Genomic DNA, 25,130 nt, shown 5'->3' on the forward strand with positions numbered 1-25,130 from the left:
CACCGTAAAACCTTGTGCTACTCCAAATCCCTTGAGATGTTGAAATGTTCACTCCGTTTGCTGCTTCACTATTTGAAGTATCGAGCTATTCCTCTACCTACTTAACCATTACGGTTTCAGCAACGCCGATTTTCCAACTTCATTGCTTGCTTAAAAAGATATTTGAGCATCTAAATCTATTCAAACTACTTCAAATATCTCAACAGCAATTACCTTAGAAACAAGCTTCAACATCTTTTTTAACATTTATTTCAATAAATCTTACGGAGCAAGCAGAGTACTCTACTTGCTTCACAAAGTAATGTGTCCGCTGCCGAAAAGAGACCGGATTCCAGTCAACCCAATCAGCCATCCAGACTAACCTTCAGGAAGCTACAATGCTCAATTCATCCATCCTCTTCATTGATGCTACGGTTAAAAACTACCAAAATCTTCTCTTTGGTATTGAACCATCAACACAGGTCTTTGTCCTAAATTCTGAAGAAGATGGGGTTCGACAAATCACTGATTTGTTTGCAAAGAATCCTGGGTACAGCAACGTCCACATCGTCTCCCACGGTTCTCCAGGTTGCCTTTATCTTGGGCAGACACAACTCACCCTGGATACTCTCGATCGCTATGCTTGGGATCTAAAGACCTGGTTTACCTCCTTCCCTCTTCTCCCTTCCCCTCCCTCACTCCTGCTATATGGTTGTAACGTTGCGGTTGGAGATGCTGGAGCTGAGTTCATTGAGAAGTTGCACCAGTTCACTGGCGCGCAGATTGCAGCTTCTACGTCTCCCGTTGGTCATGCTTCGCTGGGTGGCAATTGGCAGCTTGACCACAAACTAGGACAAGTTCAAGCAACCCTCCCGATCGCCCCCTCCACCTTGGCTACTTATAAAGGAGTATTAGCAGCACCTGTGATTAGTGACAGTATCACAATCACTCGCGCTGTTGATGAAGATAAAACTCTATCTATTACAGGAATTTCGGTTAGTGATGCGGATGCAGCAGATATCCAGACCGTCACCCTCTCTGTTGCCCAAGGACTCTTGAACCTCGCTTCAACCAGTGGACTAAGGGGAATTACAGGTGACGGCACAGGCAGCATTAGCTTCTCAGGTACGCTGTCTGCTGTTAATGCAGCATTAGCTGGGATGTTATACAAGTCGGGGCTAAACTACAGCGGTAATGATACATTAGCCATTACAGTCAACGACGGAACTCAATCAGTTCTACGTAATGTGGCAATCGCTGTCACTCCAGTTAACGACACCCCAACCATTGCTCCATCCGGCATCAGTGTTGCAGAGGGAGGTAATAATTCCTTCAACGCTAGCAACTTTGGTATTGCCGACGTTGACAATGAAAATGTACAAATTATTGTCAAACTCGATAGCTTGCCTAGCAAAGGCTATTTAACATTCAACGGTAACTTTCTCGTAGTTGGTTCTACCTTTTCCTATGATCAGGTCGCTCAGTTACGATACGTGCATAGTAGTATCCAGACAACAGTACCAGGTGGAACGAGTGACGCTTTTACAATAACGGTTGACGATGGTGCAGGCGGAACTATTGGTGTAACGACCATTCCTGTCACGATTACTCCAGTTAACCAACTGCCCACAGTCAGCGGTACAAATACCCTATTTGAAGGAGAAACTAATCACCCGATCGCAATTTCCATTAGCGACTCAGACCAGACGGCTAGCAACTATACAGTTGAAATTCTCACTCTGCCTGTTGATGGCGTTTTGAAACTGGGGAGCAATCCCGTCATTGCTGGGCAAACGCTAAGTTCTGCGGATCTAGCAAATCTCACTTACAGCCACGATAGCAACGACGATAACTTTGGTAACCCTCCTCCCGATGGCTTTACTATCCGAGTGATAGACGACGGCGGTGGCACTGGCACTCCAGGTTCTACCACATCCACCGTTAGCCTCAATATTCAGCCCAACAACGATGACCCCGTTCTTGTTAGAAACACGGGACTACGTCTGAACACACTTTCAGAAGGTTTGATTAAAGTTATTACTCCTGCTGATCTAAGTGTCACCGATCCGGACTCACCAACTACCCAACTCACCTACACTCTCACTGCCGCACCTGACGCGGCGATCGGGGGACTAGAACGGTTTAACGGCACCAGTTGGGTAAGAATTGGTGTTGGTGCCAGTTTTACGCAGGATGATTTGAACAACAGTCGAGTTCGCTACGCATTCCACAAATCGTCTTCAGGTAATGAGGGTTTTGCCGATAGCTTTAGCTTCCAGGTTCGCGATGGCGAAATTCGTGAATACCCCTCGACACGAGAAGGCGGCATTTGGAGATCAGATGGTTCTACTCTACAAACCCTCACCTTCAACATTAATATTGATGTTCCAGCTACTGGAAGCGGCAGCACTGGTGGGACTCAAAACCCAATTGTTGTGGGTAATACCCCTCCAGTGATTGAGCTAAATAAGGGTCTTGCCAGTTTAAGTGAAGGTACCTCGACACTTATCACAAGTGCCCTTTTACGCGCAACAGATACAGATAACATCCCCAGTGCAATTGTTTACCGTATCACCGGTCTACCCAGCAGCGGTTTAATTCAACTAAATGGAACGTCACTTGGTTTATATGGCTCATTCACCCAGGATGATATCAACAAGAATCGAGTTACCTTTAATCATGCAGGCAACGAAGACTTTGATGATAACTTTCGCTTCACCGTTAGCGATGGCACCAATGTTACCTTTGAGCAAACCTTCACGATCGATATCACACCAGTAAACGATGCGCCTACGGTTGCGACCAACGGCTCACCTTTTCTAGTTGAAGCAGGCACGCTAGTCATCAATAATTCCTATCTTTCACTCAGTGATGTTGATGGTACAGGTGAAAAATCAGGAATAGACTTTGCTACACCAAACTCGCTCACGTTTCGGGTTGTTACGCTGCCGACGTATGGGTCGCTGCAAGTTGATCAGGGCAGCGGTTTCGTGACAGTCACATCCAGCACAATCATCACCAAAGCGCAGTTAGACGGTGGAAAGCTGCTCTACATCCATAATGGAACTGAGAATTTTACAGATAGTTTCGCTGTCCAAGCAGACGACAACACAGGCACACCCAACAAACTCAGCACAATTCAAACAGTCAATCTCACCATTGCCTCCTTTAATGATAATCCTGCCTTCGCCTCCTCCACTTCATTAACAGTTGCAGAAGCGGGAAGCGGTATAATTAAAGGCTCAAATAGGGTGGCAGATAATGAGCCTCACCTGCTTTACACTGACCCTGACAATACCACAGTTCAGCGGCAGTATCGCATCACTGACGCGACTGATAATGGTACTTTGTTCCGCAACGGACAAGCGCTATCAGTAGGGAGTGTCTTTACCCAAGCTGATTTAGACAATAACCGTATCACCTATACTCACAATGGGTCAGAAAACTACACTGATGCATTTAAATTTACGGTGAGTGATGGTGGTGGTGCAGCAGTTCCTGGCAACTACACGATCGCTATTACGCCAACCAACGATGCACCTCAACTGGCTGTCCCCACTGCTCAGATTTTCAATACCGATACCCCACTGACGTTTAGCAATGCTAATGGCAATCGTATTACCGCCATCGACGTAGATTTGGATACGCTCAGTCCTGGCGAAACCGATGTTCTAAAAGTCACTGTTGACTTGCAAGCGGGTGGAACAACTTACACTGCCAGCACTTTGACCTTGGGTTCCATCTCTGGCTTAACGGTTACGGGCAGCAATGGTACTTTAGGTGGCACTGTAACATTTGAAGGAACAAAGGCAAGTATTCAGGCAGCTCTAGACGGCTTACAAGTACAGGTGCCAACGGATGAAGACCGAGTATTATCACTGGTGGTGACTGTTGATGACTTAAATAATGGCGGGCCTAATCCATCTCCATCTCCATCTGGATATAGCACGACCGTCACAAAGACCATTGCTCTCTTTACCAGTAATGATAACGATGCTCCAACTATTGCCTCTCCTGCAAGCGTTATAGCAACTGAAGATGTAGCGTTTGGCTTTACGGGTGGAAATGTTATTGCGATCGCCGATGTAGATGCCTTTACTTCCACAGTCAACACGGTCACGTTAAACGTGACGAAGGGTACTCTTACCCTTACAAATTCCAGTTTGATTACATCTGGCGCAAACAACAGTAGCACGATTACCTTAACTGGAAGCTTAAGCGCAATCAACTCGGCACTGATAGGTTTATCGTATAAGGGAAATAGCAATGTTAACGGTAGCGATACGCTAACAATCGTTGCCAACGACCAGGGCAACACGGGACTAAATGGTGGCGCAACCGATCCAAAATCAACGACTCAAACGGTCAACATAACTCTTGCCCCAGTCAATGATCAGCCTACTCTGGCAGCACCTACCGCAGTCCAGACAATTTCTGATACCAGCCCAAAAATCTTTAGTACTGCCAACGGCAACGCTATCACCATTGATGACATTGCTGATCTGCCACCTTACGGTTTAGATAACTTCACAGTTACTCTAAATGCGATCGACAGCACAACCAGTTCAGCCTATGGCATCCTCACAGCTGCTACTGGTTCCGGGGCAACCGTGAGTGGAGATGGCACAGCCAGTGTCACTATCACAGGAACAAAAGCTCAGGTAAATGCAACGTTAAATGGATTGGGCTACGCTCCTACCAACTATAACTCAGAGGCAACGGTCACTCTGGCAGTTGTCGTCAATGATACGGCGAACGGTGGACCCGGTGCATTAACCGACACCAAGAACATCACGATTCAGGTTAGCGATTTTAATGACCCACCTGTCATCACCAACCCGAATACCATAACCGCTACCGAAGATCAATCATTTAGCTTTACAGGGACAAATCTCATTTCCTTGAGTGACCCGGATGATTTTGGCAAAACCCTAAGTATGACTCTGACAGTCGGTAAGGGAACTCTGGCATTCGGCACAATTACGGGACTAACCTTCACTAATGGCACCAACGGCAGTGCGAGCGTGACCGTGACCGGCACCAAAGCTGCACTCAACACGGCTTTATCTACACTGACCTATCAAAGCACTGTTAATGTCAATGGTTCTGATGCATTGAGTATCCTGGTGAATGACCTGGGCAATACTGGTGCAGGAGGAGCGAAAGCTGACAGCGAAACGGTCAACATCACAATTAATCCAATCAACGATGCTCCCACTCGAACCATCGGCGGTTCCGTTCCCTTTGGTACTGTCCCTGAAGATGCAGCACTGACTGGTACTTTAGTCTCATCCCTATTTGGCAGCAAGTTTGTTGACAACGTTGATCAGGTCACAGGGGGATCTTCCGCAAACAACTTTGCTGGAATTGCAATCACTAATAATTTGGCTACATCAGGCACTCAAGGTAGATGGCAATGGTCAACAGATGGCACCACTTGGAACAACGTTGGCACTGGAGTATCTACAACTGAGGCTCTTGTGGTAGCGGCAAACTCCTATTTGCGATTCCTTCCTAAGGCAAACTACAACGGAGCCGTTGGAAATCTATCTGTTCGCTTAATTGATGATTCTCAAGGATCTGTTGCATCAGGGAATATAGTCAATGTTGGATCTGGTGGCGGTACAACTCCCTATAGCAACAGCAATAATGCAATCAGCTTGACCACCAGTGTCACAGCAGTGAATGATGCTCCGATCGCCACTGGGTCGTCTACCTTAGCGGCTGTTAATGAAGATGCGGCATCTCCAGCCGGAGATACTATCACCAACCTGTTTACTACCAAATTTAGTGACAGTACCGACCAAGTTACGAACGGCTCTACTGCCAATACTCTGGTAGGGATAGCGATCGTCGGTAACACAGCAACAACTGAAGGTATTTGGCAATACTTTAATGGCACAACTTGGCAGGCTGTAGGTAATCCCAGTGCAACAAATGCTTTGATAGTATCAGCTTCAGATAAACTTCGATTCGTTCCGGCGACTAACTATAATGGTGCAGTTCCTGCACTCAACGTGCATTTAATTGACAGTTCCACTGGAACTGTGACAACTGGAACGATCGTTAACCTAAGCGGAGGTGGCGCAATTGGAGGTACAACCCGCTATAGCGCCAGCACTGTGCCATTAACCAGCATCATCAACCCGGTTAATGATGCACCCACGTTTAATAATCTCGGTGGTTCTGTTTCGTTCACCGAAAACGGCACGGCGGTGATTTTAGATGCAGATGCGATCGCCAATGATATAGAACTTGGAGGACTAGATAATTGGAACGGTGCTAGCCTAACCTTGCATCGTCAAGGCGGGGTCAACAGTCAGGATGCATTTGGTAATAGTGGTACGCTCGGCACGTTGGCTCAAGGGTCTAGCTTCGTGGTAAACGGAGTCACCATTGGTACAGTTACGGCAAACAGCGGTGGCACTCTTGTTCTAACTTTTAATGCCAATGCGACTACTGTCCTAGTCAATAGCGCCCTTCAGCAAGTTACCTACCGCAATATAAGTGAAGGTCCATCCTCTTCGGTGGCGATCGCCTATACCCTCAATGACAACAACACAGGTGCCCAAGGCAGTGGTGGAGCATTGACTGCCACCGGAACAGTGATAGTCAACATCACTCCCCTTAGTGATGCTCCAGTAATTAGTGCTGGGGCAACGCTAGCTTACACCGAAAACCAAACAGCCCGAGTAGTTGACAATACTGTGACCGTGGCTGACGTAGATGACACCCAAATCAGGTCAGTAACCGTCACCATCAGCAATGGCTTCACTACAGGAGATGTGTTGGCTGCCGTTACTGGTGGCACTAACATCACAGCAGGTTACAACAGCAACACAGGTGTCTTAACGCTCTCTGGTACAGATACATTGGCGCGTTACCAGCAGGTTATGCGTTCAGTGACCTATCTCAACACCAGTGAAACTCCGACTCAAACAACAAACACTCGTACTGTCAGTTGGCAAGTTACAGATGCTAATTCCGATGGTGCTGGCGCTGCAACTAGTACACCTGTCACTAGCACAATTACCATCAATGCTTTGCCTGATCCAGTCAACGACACGTTCAGTACCAATGAAGATACACTACTAAGCGCTAGCGTTGCTGATGCAGATATCGGGGATGGCCCAGCTACCTATGCAGTAAGCAGCGCTCCTAGCCACGGTGTCCTCAACTTTAACCCGAACGGCAGCTTCACGTACACACCCAGCCCCGATTACAACGGTTCCGATAGCTTTACTTATCGGGTAACGGATGCAAATGGAGATATCGGAACGGCGATCGCCACCATCACGGTTAATCCAGTAGCAGACATTACCAATGACAACAGCACTACCAACGAGGATACTCCAGTCACAATTTCCGTGCTGGACAATGACACCTTTGCATCAGGAGCAACCGTTACAAGTGCCACCAACGGTAGCAATGGCAATGTAGCAATTAACTCTAATGGCACTGTCACCTATACACCTAAGTCCAATTTCTTTGGGGCTGACGGCTTCACGTACACCGTTATCTCCGGAGGTATGACCGAAACTACAACTGTCAATGTTACCGTGGATGCAGTTCCTGACCCCGTTAACGATACGTTTAGCACCAGTGAAGATACTCTTTTGAGTGGTAGCGTCGCTGATCCTGATGCAGGTGATGGACCAGCCACCTATGTGATAACAGGCGCACCTAATCACGGGGCTCTTAACTTCAATCTAGACGGCAGCTTTACCTACACACCGAATCCGGATTTCAATGGTACCGATACCTTCACTTATCAGGTAACGGATGCAAATGGGGATGTCGGAACAGCGATCGCCACTATCACGGTTGATCCTGTCACAGACATCCTCAATGACAGCAGCACTACTAACGAAGATACTCCAGTTAAGATTCCGGTACTGGGCAATGACAACTTTGCATCAGGAGCCACAGTCACAAGTGCCACCAACGGCAGTAATGGTAGTGTAGTCATCAACCCTGATGGTACTGTCACCTATACTCCTAAACCTGACTTCAATGGCAACGATAACTTTACCTACACCGTTTCCTCGGGTGGTGTGACTGAAACTGCAACTGTTAATGTCATAGTCAATCCTGTTGCAGACATCCTCAACGACAGCAACAGCATTAACGAAGACACTTCCGTCACAATTTCTGTTCCTGATAACGACAGCTTTGCATCAGGAGCAACGGTAACCGCAGTCACTAACGGCAGCAACGGCAGTGTGGTCATCAATCCCGATGGCACTGTCACTTACACTCCTAAACCTGACTTCAACGGCAACGATAGCTTTACCTACACCGTCACGACCGTAGCAGGTAACACTGAGACTGCAACTGTTAATGTCATAGTCAATCCTGTTGCAGACATCCTCAACGACAGCAGCGCTACTAACGAAGATACTCCAGTCACAATTTCTGTTCTTGATAACGACAGCTTTGCATCAGGAGCCACAGTAACCGCAGTCACTAACGGCAACAACGGCAGTGTAGTCATCAATCCGAATGGCACTGTCACCTATACTCCTAAACCTGACTTCAACGGCAACGATAGCTTCACCTACACCGTTTCCTCGGATGGTGTGACAGAAACTGCAACTGTTAACGTCACGGTCAATCCTGCCACAGATATCCTCAATGACAGCAGCACTACGAACGAAGACACTCCAGTTACCATTCCGGTAGTAGGCAATGACAGCTTTGCATCAGGAGCAACGGTAACTGCAGTCACCAACGGCAGCAACGGCAGTGTAGTCATCAACCCAGATGGCACTGTCACCTATACTCCTAAACCTGACTCCAACGGCAACGATAGCTTTACCTACACCGTTTCCTCGGGTGGCGTGACAGAAACTGCAACTGTTAACGTCACAATCAATCCTGCTGTAGATGTCCTCAACGACAGCAGCAGCACCGACGAGGATACTCCGATTAAGATTTCGTTGCTAGGCAACGATAGCTTTGCATCAGGAGCAACAGTCACAAGTGTCACCAACGGCAGCAACGGCACGGTTGTAATTAACTCTGATGGCACTGTCACCTATACTCCTAAACCTGACTTCAACGGCAGCGATAGCTTTACCTACACCGTTTCCTCGGGTGGCGTGACAGAAACTGCAACTGTTAACGTCACAATCAATCCTGCTGTAGATATCCTCAACGACAGCAGCATTACTAACGAAGACACTTCCGTCACAATTCCTGTTCTTGATAACGACAGCTTTGCATCAAGAGCAACGGTAACCGCAGTCACCAACGGCAGCAACGGCACAGTTGTAATTAACTCTGATGGCACTGTCACCTATACGCCTAAGCCTGACTTCAACGGCAACGACAGCTTCACCTATACCGTTTCCTCGAGTGGCGTGACAGAAACTGCAACTGTTAACGTCACAATCAACCCTGCTGTAGATGTCCTCAACGACAGCAGCACTGCTAACGAAGGCACTTCCGTCATCATTCCCGTACTGAGCAACGATAGCTTTGCATCAGGAGCCACGGTCACGAGCGTCACCAACGGTAGCAACGGCAGTGTGGTCATCAATCCTGATGGTACTGTCACCTATACTCCTAAACTTGACTTCAATGGCAACGATAGCTTCACTTACAGCGTCACAACCGTAGCAGGTAATACTGAAACTGCAACTGTCAATGTCACAGTCAATCCTGCTGTAGACAGCATCAACGACAGCAGCAGCACTAACGAAGATACTCCAGTCACCATTCCCGTACTGGGCAATGATACCTTTGCATCAGGGGCAACGGTAACCGCAGCCACCAACGGCAGCAACGGCACAGTTGTAATTAACTCTGATGGCACTGTCACCTATACGCCTAAACCTGACTTCAGCGGCAATGACAGCTTTACCTACACCGCCACAACCGTGACAGGTGACACTGAAACTGCAACTGTTAATGTCATAGTCAATCCTGTTGCAAATATCATCAGCGACAACAGCAGCACCGACGAGGATACTCCAGTTGTTATCCCTGTCCTTACTAACGACAGCTTTGCATCAGGAGCCACAGTCACAAGTGTCACCAACGGTAGTAATGGTAACGTGGTCATCAACCCTGATGGTACTGTTGCCTATACCCCCAAGCCGAATTTTAACGGCAGTGATAGCTTTACCTACACCGTTACCTCCGGCGGTATCACTGAAACTGCCACCGTTAATATTGCAGTGGATGCAGTTCCTGATCCCGCTAATGATGCATTCACAACCAGTGAAGATGTCTTAGTGAGTGGCAGTGTCGCCGATGTAGATATGGGAGATGAACCAGCTACCTATACCGTAACGAGTATGCCTAGCAACGGAATTCTCAGTTTTAATTCTGACGGCACTTTCATGTACACACCGAACTCTGACTTCAATGGCACTACTACCTTCACATATCAGGTAACAGATGCGAATGGAGATACAGCAACGGCGATCGCCACCATCCTGGTCAAGCCCGTTGCTGACGCAGTTGGCGATAGTGGAGTTACTCAAAAAGGAAAGCCTGTCGTTATCAATGCTTCAGGAAACGATAGTTTCGAAAACAGTAATGCACTAATCCAAAGCATCACCCAAGGAAGAAATGGAACTGTTAGCATTAACCCAGATGGCACTGTCACCTACACTCCTAATGCAAGTTTCGTAGGCACGGATCGTTTTACCTACACTGTGAGCTCGGGAGGAGTAAACGAAACTGCAACCATCAGCATTCAAGTTTCCCCACCTCCAGGACCTATTCCCAACAACGGTTCATCTGGTCCAGATATCGTTATTGGGACTAATGGAGACGACATTCTCAACGGCTTTAGCGATATTGACATTCTTCGAGGACTTGGTGGTAACGACATTATTAATGGTGGTAGTAGCAGGGATGTCATGCGTGGAGATGATGGCAATGACATCCTCAATGGCGGTAGTGGCAATGATGATATGAGAGCAGGTACAGGAAAGGATATTCTCAATGGTGGTAGCGGTCAGGACTTGATGCTCGGTGGAACAGAGAATGATATCCTCAACGGTGGGCTCGGCAACGATCGCATCTATGGAGAAGCGGGTCAAGATACCTTAGATGGTGGAGATGGGCGCGATCGCCTCCATGGTGGACTTGGTAATGATACCTTGAGAGGTGGTCGTGGTGATGATCTGCTGACAGGTGGAGTGGGTAAAGATACCCTGACAGGTGGCCAAGGTCGTGATCAGTTTATCTATACCTCCGTCGGTGATTTTGGTGATGTCATCACCGATTTTGAAATTGTCAAAGATCGGATTAACTTCCGACCAATCCAAGGCATTCAATCCATGCGTGATCTTCGGTTTACTCAGAAAGGTGACGATACTTTACTGAAAGCCAACATCAACGGCAGCCTTAAAACTGTTGCAGTGCTTGAGGATGTCAACGCAAGTACACTCTCTCAAAGACATTTCATCTTCTAAACCGTTTTCTAGCGCTACACGCCTTGGCAAGGCGTTTATGTGAAAGTTCCTGTATCGCGAAAACTTCATACAAGAACGAGTTCCAAGTATGTGTAGCACCATACAAGTGTAGACCATACAAATTAGATAGAAAGGAAGGGAGAACTAAAGTCCTCCTTCCCTTTCTGTCTAGGTTTAAGGCGAGTTTATAGCGCAAGTGACAAATTTATCCATGTTCGTCGAACTGCATTCGTTCTGGTATAGGTCTAATTGCGCTGGGAACACTCAGGAAATGAGTGATATTCGTTATTACTCATCCCCTACCTCCTAAGCGAACTCCATCTACTGCAAATACACAGTCATGACACTCACAGACTATCTGTTTCTCACAGGACTTCTAGCCTCCGTTGCTGTTTCATTTCCAGCGATCGCCCAGACTCCAGAAACAGATATCTCTGAACCCGAAAGTGCCCCTCTGAGTGAAACAGGCTCTGCTGTGGATTTGATTATCCCATCTCGATTAGGGGTTGAACATTCGACATCGGGTGGAGGTTTTGACGGAGTGACTCAATTTGAGGGATTCATTCCGCTCAGACAAGATCCGGGGCAAAATATCACCTTTTTTGTTCCTCAGCTTCTGCTGGATAATGACGGCAATATCGGCGGTAGTTTATTGCTAGGGCATCGGTTTTACTCACAATCCCGCGATCGCATCTTTGGTGGCTATGTAGCATTCGATAGTCGTGAAACTCATAACAACACCTTTCATCAACTGGGATTAGGGTTAGAGAGTTTAGGTGAAACTTGGGATTTTCATATCAACGGTTATCTTCCGCTGGGAAACTCTCGTCAGTTGGCGGATGAACGGCGCTTCGACACAGGATTTGATATTTCAAGCGGGTTTGAGGAAAATCTTCTCGTATTATCAAGCCGCCGTGAACAACAAATTAACCGTCTGTATGAAGCAGCACTGTTTGGGCTGGATGCTGAGGCAGGGGTGAAATTGGCAGAGTGGGACGAGGGCAACGGTGACCTGCGCGCCTTTGGGGGAGTATATTTCTATGACGTTATAGGTACAGACAGCACATTAGGATGGCGTTTGCGCTTGGAAGCAAGACCCACTCAAAATCTCACGCTGGGTCTTGCACTGCAGAATGATGATATTTTTGGTACCAATATTGTTCTCTCTACCGGCTTGACCTGGCCCAGGGTTCGCCCCAGGGGTCCAATCACTGAAGTGGAAGATGTCCCAGCACGGCTGGGTGAAACGATCGTTCGCCTTCCTACCATTCCCATTGATGCTCAACAAGAATCAGAAACAATCGTTGATGAGTTCACCGAGCCATTGATGAATCCTGAAGAGGAACAACCCTATCGATTTGTGCATGTGACATTAGGGCGGCAAGCTCAAGGAGATGGGACTTTTGAGAATCCATTTGGCACGGTTGAGGAAGCATTAGAGGATACTCTCTCGGATGGAAACAACATTGTATACATCGAGGGAGGGAACAATCCAGATATTCCGGCGTTTACGATTCCAGATCGGGTTCGGGTACTTTCTCAAGGTCCAGTTCAGTTATTGGCTGGCCTACCCTTTCCGGGTTTCCCAGAAGCTCCTGCCCGGTTGCCTTTTTCTCCCGTCGTGAATTATGAGGATGGCATTTTAGTGCGTCTGCCATTTTCAGGAGATGGTAACTTTCCACGAATTCAAGATGCTGGAGCGACCGATTTAGTTGCGATGAGCGATCGCACCGTACTATCAGGTTTTAGAATTGCGAACGCCAGAGGCAATGCTGTTATCAGCAACCAAGCCGAGAATATTGAAATTCGGGACAATGCAATAACGAACGCAGGAGAGCGAGGCATTTTCCTAAATGAGGTGACAGGAAGTGTTGTCTTGTTTAATAACAGCATTACCGGATCACGGGGAGGCGCTGGTTCAGGACAAGGAATTCTGATTCGGAACTCAACTGATGGTGATGTGGAAGCCACCATCCAAAGCCATCAAATTGTAGATAATCGGGTTGCTATTGAAATTTCAGCACTGGGAAATTTAACTCAAGGATTTGATCCACAGCAAATCGTTAACATTACGGACACGGATTTGCGTAATAGCGGAGAACAAGCACTGCTTGCGACAGCTAGCAATTCGGGGAATCAGCAAATTTCATTTAGAGATGGCAATATCTTGAACAGCGGTGCAGAGGGGCTGCTGATTCAGGCAACTAACATAGGCTCTCAAGAGCTCATCCTAGAAAATAGCACCGTCAGAGGCAGTGGAGGAGATGGGATTCGCACACAGTCGGGTACACCTAATGAATTTTCTACAGCAGCTCAAGAAGTATTTATTCGTGGAAATCAAATTATCAACAATGGTGGAGACGGTATTTCCATTGAAAGTAACGAAGTTGCTGCTCAAGAACTAGCAATTGATGCCAACGTGATTCAGGGTAACGGAGGCGCTGGAATTCGTGGAGTAGCCAACAATCTCAGCTTTCAGGAATACGTTACTGATGCTGCCAATAGTTCTTTGGGGATCAGCAACAACGTCATATCAGGTAACGGAGACCAAGGAATTATCCTAACCGCTAATGACTCTGCAACATTAATTACTGATATTCAAGAGAACACTGTGTCAGACAACACAACTGGCGGCAATCCAGAAGTGGAAGTTACTGCTAGCTTAAGTACCACAGACATATGTGTTGTCCTCAACAACAATACCAGTACAACTGGCATCCGCTTAGACAACAATAGCTTGGGTGCTCCTGGACTTTTTGAGGTTGGCGATTTGCCTACTGTTTCATCCAGAAATATTGGAGAAGTGTTTGTGGAACCTAATTCATCAGTCTTTACCAATAAGGCTGGGGCTCCATCTTGCTTCAGAAACTAGCGCCTCAAAATTAAGCCAATCAGAACTAGTAGTACCTACCCCGCTTTAGCTGAAACAAAATTGCCATGTTTCTATTTATAGGAATAGTTGTCCCTCACACCGTACCTATTACACCGGCTCGTTATTATAGATTTACTTTTCTGTTACGAGGGATAACCGACTCAAATGGTGCTCAAAGTTGAAGCCCTAGTTAAGGGGGTAGGCAGAGCACGAAATGAAAGCTAGTGTATAAGAGGGCTATCAGGGTAAACGACCTAAGTCTTTGTATAGATGTTGGGTTCGTTGTTCTACCCGATACTTTATGAGTTCAAAGGGTTAGGTAGGCTAAGATAGCACAGATGTAAGAGTAGGCTGATTCTTTCAATATCTGTTTATCCCGGTTCTTTTAATTCTTGTACGGAATTCATCATTAGCTCTGAGTCCGTAGGATCGAAATCTTAAAAAAATCTTAAAAAGCCTTAAAATTAAGTGTGGTGTAGGTGACAGGAGGTTCAACGTGTTTCTAAGACTTGCGGAGCAGCATCGACAATTTGTCAAGGATTTGGTCATGAATCTTCAAGCTCTTGCGATTGTGCTTGAGCGACGGGGTTATTTGGCTTCCTGCTACACTTGTGGTGGGCAAATGAATAGTGCTTCTTTCATGGTTAGCTTAGGCAACGATCATTTGATTCGATTCCTAGTATCTGACTATGGGATCACTTGGACTGAGATGCGGGATGACCGGGAGCTCATGAAGCTAGAAGGTGCTGAAGCGATTAGCCAACTTCAAGAGCTAGCTAACCTTGTTAAGTATCAGATTGCCCCATCTGAGTACCGTCCGGCGATCGCCCAACCTTCTTAACTGAGCTTTTCCCTGCCTACGATAGGTTTAGTCTAGCCGCGAGTTCGCCTCGTTTTAGATGATGGCGGGTAGATGATAACAACAGAGTTGCGTTGGTTCTACCCTGGTTCCTTACCCACAACGGTCGGAAACTGGTTTCAAGCCACCTGGGATCAGGCTATAGCGCCAATTGAGGTTCGTGAAGATCGATACTTGCAACTGCCCAAGTGTGAATACCTCAACTTAAAGTTGCGGCATGGGAGCCTGGAGCTAAAACTTCGACTCAAGCAACTTAGAACTTTACAGGTTGGGGATCGCTGGGTTGGTCAGGTCGAGGTTTGGCAGAAGTGGAGCTTGCAAGATTCTTCTGAACCCCTAGATTTAGCCAATGTAGAAGCAGAGGCGACCTGGATTAGCGTCGAGAAGGTGCGATCGCAACAGCAATATCAAACCTTTCCGACTCAGTCACTCAAAGCAATTTCCTTTGAGCAGCAGTCTGAGCAAGGCTGTAGGGTTGAATTAACGGAATTGAAAGCACAAGACGCAACTTGGTGGAGTCTGGCATTTGAGGCATTTGGCGATCCCAGCCAGCAATTCAACCAGCTTCAGGCTGTTGCTGAGCAGATTAACAATCCGCTTGCACCAACTCTAGACTTGCACCACTCTTATGCTTATCCTAAGTGGCTATTCAATATTCGTTAGTGATCCCTTAACCGAAGCTTAATGCTTCACTTACAATTTATCTACTGAACATTGATAATTTTGATACAAAATTGTGGGACTTTCAGAAACTAGCCTATTACTTCCAGCCGATGGAGCAGGGATTGTGCTCAGGCTGAGTCTAGCTATATTTGCGGGTGCTCTAATTGGGTGGGAACGAGAAGCCGCCGAAAAACCTGCTGGTTTAAGGACTCATATGCTAGTGAGCTTTGGCTCTGCTATGTTTGTGCTGACAAGCATTCAGACAGGAGCCGTTGAGCAAAGTGCTGACGTTCTTAGTCGAGTAATGCAAGGGGTGATTGCTGGAATAGGATTCTTGGGGGCCGGAGAAATTTTCTCAACGACTCGCTCTGACTCAGATCAAATTAGGGTTAAAGGGTTGACTTCTGCTGCTGCCATTTGGGTTTCAGCTTCTTTAGGAGTGGTAATGGGCTGTGGGTTGTGGCAGCTTGGGCTATTAGGGGCAGGAATGACCTTTTTAATTCTTTGGGGTGTGAAGAAATTTGAGCGCTGATTTGCGACGCCATTAAATCTGAAAGAACAAATCATAGAGCGACAGCAGAATTTCTACGACGATCAGGACTACGACATACCATTCCACCCGAAGTCCAGTGTTGTGTTGGAGTAAATCTAGTACGGTTTCTGCGGTTCGAGAAATTAGCTCTAGCTTTCGCTCTAGGGCTAAATGGCGTTCTCGAATCTCGTATTCATTCTCTAAACGTAGATAGAGGCGCTCTAACTCTGGTGCATCCCAAAGCAGTTCTGGCTTATCAATAATTTCGACGCGACCAACAATTTTGTGCTGAATAGAGAGAGTTCTACCCAGTTGCCTGAGTAGTTCTTTGCCCCAGCGTTCGTTTCGGGTTGTACGTTGTAGGCTTTCAGCAAAAGGTTCAATCTGGTCAAAGACGCTAGCAGTGCCGACTTCATACTGAGCTAACACAACGCTTTTAGCCAAGATGTCAGCGACAATTTGCAGACGTTCGATCCCAAACTCTTGTAGCCAAATCATTCCATTTTCTACCCGTTCGGCTCCAACCTGCTCTAGGTGAAGGGTAGCTTCTTCGGTTTCGGGAGAGGAGAAGGGCTCAATGATAAAGGGTTGAAGCTGCGTGAGGAAGAAAGCTTCTTCGAGAGGGTCAAGCCCAAATAACACAACCGCTCCATAGCGGAACAAAGCTGCACAGCCGTGATCCCCGGCAGTTACGACTAGAGGGACGGTTGCGAGAGAGTCGGTGTTCTCTAAAGCTTTTAGCTCTAAACGTTCGCCTACAAATATGGCGCGACCTTGAACGGATTCTCTATCAGTAAAGAGTACTTTTTGCATATAGTTATAGTAAGCCTGCTGTTCATAGAAAAATGCAAGCCACTACTCACTTTAAGGAAGGGGAATCAGAAGCGATCGCCCATTTGTTCTGCGTTTCGCCTCAGATCAAGGTTCAGATTGGTAGTAGTCTCCAGGCTTAATTTCCCCGATCGTATCCTGATTTTTGTTGATACAGCCAGGTTTACGGGCATACTGACAGACTCTAGCCCATAAAGTTGCTCTACTACCCGGTGAACCTGAAGAAAATAGCACTCTGTCTCCGCCAACGGCTGGCACTATTTTCACTCCGCAGACAGGGCAAACTTGAGCTGTTTTTTCAGACATGGCTGCTGAATTAGGTCAACTTCAGAGACATTAAACGGTTTTGTATACCTTACAACAGCTTTTCAATCAATCCAAGCTTCAGGGATCTATTTGTTAATGTCCGATTATTAATCTCCGATCGCCTGACCTGCAATCCAGGCGGTTGTCCAGGCGCTTTGAAAATTGAACCCCCCGGTGACGCCGTCAACATCTAGTATTTCTCCAGCAAAGTAAAGCCCCGGGCAGCAGCGGCTTTCCATCGTCTTGAAGTCTACGTCCTTGAGGCGAATTCCTCCACAAGTGACAAATTCTTCTTTAAAGACGCCCTTTCCCCGAATTGGGTAGCGATTTTGAGTTAGTTCTTGAATAAGCTGGTTGAGCGATTTCTTTGACAGGTCTGTCCATCGAGCATCAGGCGCAATGTCTACAGTTGCAGTGAGATACTGCCATAGCCGCCGGGGAAGAGGGAGAGGACAGTTGGAGGCGATCGCCCGTCGAGGTTGCTCTGCCTTAGCTTTCAATAATTCTTGGCGCAACTGATCAGGATTGTGTTGCGGTAGCCAGTTGACCTGAAGGGTTGCCTGATATTGATGTTCGTACAAAGCTCTTGCTCCCCAGGCAGAAAGTTTTAGTACGGCGGGACCGCTCAATCCCCAGTGGGTGATTAAGAGCGCTCCGCTTTGCTCTAGGGGTTTGCTGTCTGGAATCAGTAGCTTTGTCTGGACAGGCTCGACCGATACGCCTGCCAGTTCTCGCAGGTGGGGATCAGGAATGTTGAAGGTAAAGAGAGAAGGGACTGGAGATTCGATTTTATGCCCTAAAGCCTTTGCAAGCTGATAGCCTTGGGGAGTGCTGCCTGTTGTCAGGAGGAGGCGATCGCTGTGTAATCTTTCACCTGATCTGAGTTCCAGTTCAAACCCTGCCTCAGATCGTGTAACAGCAACAGTAGAGACGCCTGTATAGATTTCTACGCCAGACTGGCGAGCTGCTTGCATTAAGCAGTCTACGACCGTAGCAGAATCGTCTGTTACTGGAAACATTCGCCCATCTGATTCAGTTTTAAGCTTGACCCCCCGTTTGGCGAACCAATCTACGGTATGGCGTGGCTGAAAGCGGCTAAACGCGCCCCGTAGGGCTTTACCGCCCCTGGGATAATACTGCACTAGTAATGCGGGATCAAAGCAGGCATGGGTAACGTTACACCGCCCACCTCCAGAAATGCGAACTTTGGTGAGCGTTTTACGACTGGCTTCTAGCAGCGTTACGTGAGCATGGGGGTGGGCTTCAGCGGCAGCGATCGCTCCAAAAAAACCTGCTGCGCCACCGCCAATCACCGCAATTTTGAGAGAGGATGCCAAACCGAGTTACCCGTTTACCTGACTTTCAAACCTAACCCCGCGATTCTAACGTTTGCGTGAGCCGGTCTAGTGCGGTCGTTAGTCTTTCTTGAGATACCACTACGGGATCAGTAGGAGTTGCTTCTGCTTCGGCAACTTCCTCTTGCCGCTTGAATTTTGCCAAAGCACGAATTGCTAGATAAATCACCAAGGCAATAATGATGAAGTCAACGATTGAGCCTAAAAAACTTCCAATCAGAATCGCCTTCTCAGACCCCTCGACTCCAAGGGTGCCAGGTACTAAAACAATTCTAGAGGTTCTCCAGTCTCCTCCTGGAATAACGAGACTGATGATCGGCATGATTAAATCTTGTACAAAGGATGTGACAATCTTTCCGAACGCGCCACCGATAATTACAGCGATCGCTAAATCCATCACATTCCCTTTCAAAGCAAATTCCCGAAAATCTCTCAGGAATCCCCCAGCAGCACCTCTGCCTCTTCTAATTGCCATAGCTTTGCTACATTTACTTAAAAATTTGTAAATTCTCGTGCTTCTACGTACAATCTTCTCTGGACGAGTAAATTGAAGATCCTGTACAACAGGACATGCTACCAGCCTCATCTCAGCCAGAAACAAAATTTCCTCAATTCTTGATAAATTTCCCTTGAGGCGAAAGGAAGCCCATGTTTGAGGGAATCCTGGTGAGGATATGGTGTCCAAAATGCTGTATTCTAATCACTCTCTCAGCTCTCGCGCTAGAGCGACGGTTAAACTTCCCAAGCGATTGAGCTTCCCAATCAACGAAAACTCAGGAAGATTTGAGCATGTCTATCGAGCAACTTCAGCCTGCTAATCCCCGTGATGTCAATGTGTATATGCCCTACTATCAGGGCAACAAGCGAGGTGCGTTGCCTCTAGCGATCAGCCTCTATCAAAGAGGGAGCTTAGAGGGATCACGCAAAATAGAAGGCGGTGAAAGTATTCCGTTTGTAGTCAGTTGGAATGTCTCGTCCTTGCCTGCTGATTTAACACGTTGTCGAATGCAGTTTGACGGTAATGCAGAGTTGAGCTACGAGTTGACCTTAGCAAACTTTGAGTTTGTCGATTTCTTAATTGATGTCATCATTAATTTCAAACGTTCTCGCTTAGCAGACTTTTCGCAGTCGTTCTACCGTAAGCTGTTGCGCTTAGACGATTAGCTAGCGATCGCAAATTCAGCAAACCCTTGATTTTGAGGGTGAGAAGTTCGATGATGTCGTGCCTCTCACCCTCAAAAATTGTGAGACTTGTGAAATAAGCACTGACTTCTTGTGATGTAATAGCTTGAAGTCCCTTCTATAGGCAGTTGGTTGAGAGCAGGTAGAGTGGGGCAAGCAAAACTGCCACTTAGAATGGAATCACAAAAGTCTGAATTTGAATAGGTTTTTAGAGGAGCGAGGGCGTGCCAAAGTCCACAAAATTTTTACTAGTTGGTTCAACAGAGGCTTATAGCGGCAAGTCAGCCACAATTTTAGGAATGGCTTATGGACTGCAAAGCAAAGGACTGGATGTCGCCTACGGTAAACCGCTAGGAACCTGCTTAAGTGAATCTCAAACCGATTCAATGGACGAGGATGTCCGGTTCATCAGCCAAACGCTGAATTTGCCGGAAAATCGCCTCCGCTCAACTCTGCTTACGCTAGACGAAGTCACAATTACCAAAAGAGTTTGTGCAGAAGACACGACCGACTACCAGTCAATATTGCAACGGTATTCTCAGTCTCAGGAAGAAGATTTGGTGTTGCTGGAGGGACCAGGAACTCTCGAAGAAGGCAGGCTATTTGATCTGTCCTTACCTCAAATTGCTCAAGCAATAGATGCGGCTGTTGTTTTGGTGGTTCGGTTTAACTCGATGCTGGCGGTAGATGCTTTGATTGCAGCCAAAGATCGGTTGGGCGATCGCCTCATTGGTACCCTGATTAACGACGTTGCTGCTGACCAGCTAGAAATTGTACAGACTGAGATTCAACCATTTTTAGAAGATCAAGGAATTGCAGTTCTAGGGGTGCTACCTCGTAACACTCTGCTAAAGAGCGTCAGCGTAGGGGAATTGGTGCATCAACTGAAAGCAGAAGTGCTGTGTCGTCCTGACCGAATGGACTTGATGGTGGAGAGCCTGACGATCGGGGCAATGAATGTTAATTCGGCACTCAAGTATTTCCGTAAAGCCCGAAACATGGCGGTGGTGACAGGAGGCGATCGCACAGATATTCAACTTGCAGCCCTGGAAACCTCCACACAATGCCTAATTTTGACCGGACATTTACCTCCTTCTGCAACCATTCTTAGTCGGGCTGACGACCTGGAAATTCCAATTCTCTCTGTAGATCTCGACACTTTGACGACTGTAGAAATCATTGATCGCGCTTTTGGACAGGTGAGATTGCAAGAACCGATCAAAGTGCAATGCATTCGGCACCTGATGGAAGAGCATTTTGATGTCGATCGCCTGATTGCAAAGCTAGGGCTGAAAACGGCTACAAGCATACAACCCTTAGCTCCCAGCTCTTGAAACTTGCTTAACGTTAAGGAAAAACAGGACTCAATTTGCCTGATCTAGAATAGAGATATTCGGTCTAGACTTGATCCCCAGGCAGTTTTTCTTGTTTTGTCTTGTCTTGTTGTCTGTGGTTTTGGGTTTTGACGGACTCAGCAGCAGATTCTAGAGGTATTGGCATGGGAGAGTTTTCTGGAGCGTTACGCCAGCAGGTTCTAAATTGGCTGGCAGACCACGTTCCTGAATCTCGACTGATTCACGTTTTGGCAGTAGAGCAAACGGCGATCGCTCTGGCCCAACAGCATGGATTGGATGTCAATAAAGCAGCCCAGGCAGGATTGATGCACGACCTAGCGAAATATTTCAAGCCACAAAAGCTGCTACAGATGGCGCAAACTGAAGGCTTATCGTTAGATCCAGTGGATCGGGCAAATCCTCACTTACTGCATGCAGACGTGGGGGCGATCGTAGCGCGGGATCAATTTGGCATTCAGGATGAGGAAGTGTTGCAGGCGATCGCCAACCACACGCTCGGCAAACCAGGAATGAGTCCGTTGAGCTGCATTGTTTTTCTGGCAGACAGTCTAGAACCTGGGCGAGGAAACACATCAGAACTCAACGCCTTGAGGCAAATCAGCCAGCAAGACCTGCCTCAAGCGGTTTGGATGACCTGTGATGCTTCTATCCAAGACTTGGTTGCTAAACATCGCCTAATTCATCCCCGTACAGTGCTGACTCGCAACTGGTTTTTATACAACGTTAAGCCAACTCAGTCTAAGCAACAGAGCTCAAGCACAGAGCCTATTCCACAGGTTTTAAGTGAATGAACCCTTGTACTTTTAGATGGAAGCTTAGTCAAAATAGATGCAATAGTGCTGATTGAATGACCTCAAAATTCCCGATTTATCCCTCTGTTCGTTTCACTATGATTTGACCAATAGAGACGAACCTTAAACAATTTACCTGTTCAACCATTTTTACGGAGTCGATCCAGTGAATCAGTCAACAGAGATGAAGTGCTATGGAGCCAAACGCAACGGTTTATTGACTTCCTTTGATGTAACACCACTCACGTTTTAACGAGTTGAGGAACCTAATTTTTAATGACAAATTACTCTAACGCCCGTCCAGTTTCGCCCGCTGTAGCAAATCCCGGTGCCGTCTACCAACCTGTCACTGACGATTCTAGCCGAGAGCTAGCCCTGACAATCGCTCAAGCTGCCGATGATCGCAAAGGAGGCGATATCGTACTGCTAAAGGTTTCAGAGGTTTCTTATCTGGCAGATTATTTTGTAGTGGCTACAGGTTTTTCTAGCGCACAAGTAAGGGCGATCGCTCGTTCGATTGAGGATGAAGTCTCAGAAAAGTGGCACCGCTACCCCACCCAAACAGAGGGACAGACAGAAGGTTCCTGGGTGTTGTTGGACTACGGTGACGTTATTGCTCATATCTTCATGCCTGACGAGCGCGAATTTTATAACCTGGAGGCGTTTTGGGGACATGCAGAGCGAATCGATTTTGCACCGAATGGAGTGATGACCGATCAAGTAGAGGGCTGAGCACGAGTTAAAACTTTTCAGCAAAACTTAATTCATTCGTGCGTCTGTCCACTGACTCAGGTAGATTAAAAGCACAACTGCTTTTCAGTTTTGACTGCCCATCATCATGAAGTCTTCTGCTCCAGTCTGTCCGGTTCCTTTTGAACAGCAGCCGATTAACGAGTACCAGGATCTCAAAGAGTCCTGGTTCTTTCGGTGGGCAACACTCGACCTGCGGAGCTATCTCCTTCCGATCGCCATTTTGTGGGGTTTGAGCTGGCTGTTCTCGGCTCCCGTTGCAGCAGTCAGCTTTCCGCTGGCAAAGTATCCGCTCCAGTTTGGGCTGAGCGGTGCAGCAGGGGCTAGCGTTCTTCCAGCACTAGCTTTGCTGCGCCTTTACTTAGGCTGGATTTATGTGCGCGATCGCCTTTTAAAAGAAACGATCTTTTATGAGGAATCGGGCTGGTACGACGGGCAAACCTGGACAAAACCAGAAGAAGTGCTAAAGCGCGATCGCCTGATTGTGACCTACCAGATCCAACCTATTCTGCAACGGCTCAAGCGTACCTTTGGTTTATTGGCGCTAGTCTTCCTCAGCGGCAGTTTCGTTTGGAACTTCCTGTAAATCAATTACATCCTCTTCCTCTGCGAAGTTTCCCCAACCTGAGGCCGTTTCGGCTGCTCGTGGTACGGGACGAGTACTGATTTCGTAAACGGGACGAGATTCATCAGGAACTAATTCTAATTGGTGAGATGGAGGGCGACGCTGAGAGCGACGGCGGCGCGAAACATTTTCTTCGCTGGTTTCCTCTGCCACCACTTCATAAAGTCTTGCAAATTTTTGCGATTTTCCCTTTCGCAGCACTCGTCCTAAGCGCTGAATGTATTCGCGGGCTGATCCAGTACCCGATAGCAAAATGGCGACGCTAGCCTCTGGCACGTCTACTCCTTCGTTTAGGACATGAGATGCGACTAGGGTCTTATATTTGCCTTCGCGAAACTGCTGCAAAATCTCGTGGCGCTCCTTCACGGGTGTTTGGTGGGTCAGCGCCGGAATTAGAAACTCCTGGGAGATCCGATAAACTGTAGCGTTGTCGTTAGTAAAAATTAGCGTTTGGGCGGGATGGTGTTCTGCCAGCAGGTCTGTCAGAATTCGCAGCTTGCCTTCCGTACCCAGAGCGATCGCCTTTGCTTCTCGATGTGCCAGCATCGCCCTTCGTCCTGCCTGCGATTGGGCGCTTGCCCGAACAAACCGCTGCCAACCCTGAACGCTGCCCAGCCAAATATTCGAGTCCTGCAAAAAGGTGTTGCGGGTTTGAATTAAATGCTCATATCGATCGCGCTCTTGCTGCGACAGTTTCACCTTAACCTGAATAATTTCGTGATCCGCCAGTGCTTTCCCTGCCAGATCTTCGGCAGTGCGATAGTAAATGACTGATCCCAGCAGTGTATCCAGGTCAGCGTGTCTGCCATCGGCGCGGTCGGGGGTCGCCGTTAAACCCAGGCGATAGGGGGCGATCGCATATTCAGCAATCACCCGATTAAAGTCGCTTGGCAGGTGATGACATTCATCACAAATCAGCAAGGCATAGCGATTGCCCAGGCTTTCGGCATGGATAGCGGCACTGTCATAAGTGGCAACAAGAATGGGAGTGCGATCGCGAGAACCACCCCCTAACAGCCCGACCTCGGCATCTGGAAACGCTGCAACCAGGTGAGCATACCACTGGTGCATTAAATCTAACGTTGGCACCGTGATCAAGGTTGTGCGAGGCGTTGCCTGCATCACCATTTGAGCCAGGTAGGTCTTTCCAGCCGCCGTGGGCAAAACTACAACACCCCGCCGTCCTGCGGCAACCCAGGCATCTAAAGCTTCTTGCTGGTGGGGATAGGGCTCCATTTCCAGGCTGGGGGTGAGGGCGATCGCCGCAAACTCCTTTGCCTGGTCAGTAAACGGCGTACCCTCTGCCTGTAAAGTTTCTATCAAATCACGATATTGAATTGCCGGGAGGCGAAACCGCTCAATCCGGTCATCCCACGTTGCGAAATCTACCCAGGCTTTGCCCCTGGGTGGGGGATGTAAAATCAGCGTTCCCCGGTCAAACTTAAGCGTAGGGGTACGAGCCATTGCACCTCTGTCTGCACCATTCCTCGCTATTGTATAGCCGTTGCTACGGTATAACTGCCGCCACCAGGGTTATACCGTTTCTATATAAGCTGCACATTTTGAAGTGTGTCCCGCGTACGCGGGACACACTTCAAAAT

The 25,130-nt window shown here is 47.6% G+C and carries 15 protein-coding genes and 1 pseudogene; 11 read left to right on the top strand and 5 right to left on the bottom strand.

Annotated elements, in window-relative coordinates; all coding sequences use genetic code 11:
• From H6F88_RS20455 to H6F88_RS20480, 6 genes and pseudogenes are all read left to right on the top strand, one after another.
• Positions 1 to 105: pseudogene (locus H6F88_RS20455) on the top strand (IS1 family transposase); the annotation flags it as partial.
• Between the two features lie 272 nt (positions 106 to 377).
• Positions 378 to 11,408, top strand: a complete 11,031-nt coding sequence (locus H6F88_RS20460) for an Ig-like domain-containing protein (protein ID WP_190644575.1) — start codon at positions 378 to 380, stop codon at positions 11,406 to 11,408.
• Positions 11,409 to 11,748: 340 nt separating this feature from the next.
• A complete protein-coding gene (locus H6F88_RS20465; RefSeq protein ID WP_190644576.1) occupies positions 11,749 to 14,280 on the top strand; it encodes a right-handed parallel beta-helix repeat-containing protein in 2,532 nt (843 codons plus the stop codon).
• Between the two features lie 496 nt (positions 14,281 to 14,776).
• Positions 14,777 to 15,121, top strand: coding sequence for a DUF1815 family protein (locus tag H6F88_RS20470; protein ID WP_190644577.1), 345 nt, complete (start codon positions 14,777 to 14,779; stop codon positions 15,119 to 15,121).
• Between the two features lie 72 nt (positions 15,122 to 15,193).
• Positions 15,194 to 15,802, top strand: a complete 609-nt coding sequence (locus tag H6F88_RS20475; RefSeq protein ID WP_190644578.1) for a hypothetical protein — start codon at positions 15,194 to 15,196, stop codon at positions 15,800 to 15,802.
• Between the two features lie 73 nt (positions 15,803 to 15,875).
• On the top strand, positions 15,876 to 16,334 hold the full coding sequence (locus tag H6F88_RS20480) for an MgtC/SapB family protein (RefSeq protein ID WP_190644579.1): 459 nt from the start codon (positions 15,876 to 15,878) through the stop codon (positions 16,332 to 16,334).
• Positions 16,335 to 16,346: 12 nt separating this feature from the next.
• On the opposite strand, the gene H6F88_RS20485 is transcribed toward H6F88_RS20480, so the two are convergent.
• From H6F88_RS20485 to mscL, 4 genes are all read right to left on the bottom strand, one after another.
• Positions 16,347 to 17,147 (bottom strand): RMD1 family protein, encoded by an 801-nt coding sequence (locus H6F88_RS20485; RefSeq protein WP_190644580.1) that lies wholly within the window; start codon positions 17,145 to 17,147, stop codon positions 16,347 to 16,349.
• Between the two features lie 105 nt (positions 17,148 to 17,252).
• A complete protein-coding gene (locus H6F88_RS20490; RefSeq protein ID WP_190644581.1) occupies positions 17,253 to 17,471 on the bottom strand; it encodes a hypothetical protein in 219 nt (72 codons plus the stop codon).
• Positions 17,472 to 17,578: 107 nt separating this feature from the next.
• Positions 17,579 to 18,808, bottom strand: a complete 1,230-nt coding sequence (locus tag H6F88_RS20495) for an NAD(P)/FAD-dependent oxidoreductase (RefSeq protein ID WP_190644582.1) — start codon at positions 18,806 to 18,808, stop codon at positions 17,579 to 17,581.
• A 31-nt stretch (positions 18,809 to 18,839) separates the two neighbouring features.
• Positions 18,840 to 19,301 carry a large conductance mechanosensitive channel protein MscL gene (gene mscL / locus H6F88_RS20500; RefSeq protein ID WP_190644583.1) on the bottom strand — a complete coding sequence of 154 codons (462 nt, stop codon included), beginning with the start codon at positions 19,299 to 19,301 and terminating at the stop codon, positions 18,840 to 18,842.
• Positions 19,302 to 19,615: 314 nt separating this feature from the next.
• On the opposite strand from mscL, the gene ebsA reads away from it, so the two are divergent.
• The 5 genes from ebsA (at position 19,616) to H6F88_RS20525 (ending at position 23,490) form a co-directional block, all read left to right on the top strand.
• Positions 19,616 to 19,990 (top strand): type IV pilus biogenesis protein EbsA, encoded by a 375-nt coding sequence (gene ebsA / locus H6F88_RS20505; protein WP_190644584.1) that lies wholly within the window; start codon positions 19,616 to 19,618, stop codon positions 19,988 to 19,990.
• A 242-nt stretch (positions 19,991 to 20,232) separates the two neighbouring features.
• Positions 20,233 to 21,342, top strand: a complete 1,110-nt coding sequence (locus H6F88_RS20510; protein WP_190644585.1) for a DRTGG domain-containing protein — start codon at positions 20,233 to 20,235, stop codon at positions 21,340 to 21,342.
• Between the two features lie 164 nt (positions 21,343 to 21,506).
• Complete coding sequence (gene yqeK / locus H6F88_RS20515; RefSeq protein ID WP_190644657.1) at positions 21,507 to 22,154, top strand: bis(5'-nucleosyl)-tetraphosphatase (symmetrical) YqeK; 648 nt, start codon at positions 21,507 to 21,509, stop codon at positions 22,152 to 22,154.
• A gap of 276 nt (positions 22,155 to 22,430) precedes the next feature.
• Positions 22,431 to 22,886, top strand: coding sequence for a ribosome silencing factor (gene rsfS / locus H6F88_RS20520; RefSeq protein ID WP_190644586.1), 456 nt, complete (start codon positions 22,431 to 22,433; stop codon positions 22,884 to 22,886).
• A gap of 103 nt (positions 22,887 to 22,989) precedes the next feature.
• Entirely contained in the window at positions 22,990 to 23,490 is a 501-nt protein-coding gene (locus tag H6F88_RS20525; RefSeq protein ID WP_190644658.1) for a CGLD27 family protein, read from the top strand.
• Here H6F88_RS20525 and H6F88_RS20530 read toward each other — a convergent pair.
• Positions 23,449 to 24,993, bottom strand: coding sequence for a DEAD/DEAH box helicase family protein (locus H6F88_RS20530; protein WP_190644587.1), 1,545 nt, complete (start codon positions 24,991 to 24,993; stop codon positions 23,449 to 23,451). The two genes, H6F88_RS20525 and H6F88_RS20530, sit on opposite strands and share 42 nt — an antisense overlap.
• Positions 24,994 to 25,130: the final 137 nt, after the last annotated feature.

It is taken from the genome of Oculatella sp. FACHB-28 (assembly GCF_014696015.1).
Classification (GTDB): domain Bacteria; phylum Cyanobacteriota; class Cyanobacteriia; order Elainellales; family Elainellaceae; genus JAAUTN01.